This window comes from Mesorhizobium sp. M1D.F.Ca.ET.231.01.1.1, from assembly GCF_003999155.2.
Lineage (GTDB): Bacteria > Pseudomonadota > Alphaproteobacteria > Rhizobiales > Rhizobiaceae > Mesorhizobium.
The window spans coordinates 1-328 of record NZ_RZOZ02000164.1; the positions used below are offsets into that span (position 1 = coordinate 1).

The following is a 328-nucleotide window of genomic DNA, read 5'->3' on the forward strand; positions in this document are numbered from 1 at the left end:
GAATCGGTTGAAGCGACGAGTCTCATGGACCAGGGCGTCGTGCTGCATGCTGACCTCCTTAGAGACATTGCGTCCGATAATCCCCTCATTAGTTGACTGAGTCAATTATTTAATCCAGCGTGCCACCTATCCTTCGAACCGGTTGCATTTGACCTTTCGTGCTCCAGATTGATGGGGAAGATTCTGGAGCGGGCGATGCAAGGTGAGCAAAGAGCCGTTCGGGTGCGTGTTTCCGGTACGGTGCAAGGCGTGAGCTACCGTGTCTGGACGCGCGCCCAAGCCATGCGTCTCGGATTGACGGGTTGGGTGCGCAATGAGCGTGACGGCT

The 328-nt window shown here is 56.1% G+C and carries 1 protein-coding gene; it reads left to right on the forward strand.

Features of this window, described 5'->3' with window-relative positions:
* Positions 1–195: 195 nt before the first annotated feature.
* Positions 196–328 (forward strand): acylphosphatase (locus EN874_RS32780; RefSeq protein WP_189396751.1); only part of this gene is annotated, 133 nt, incomplete at its 3' end.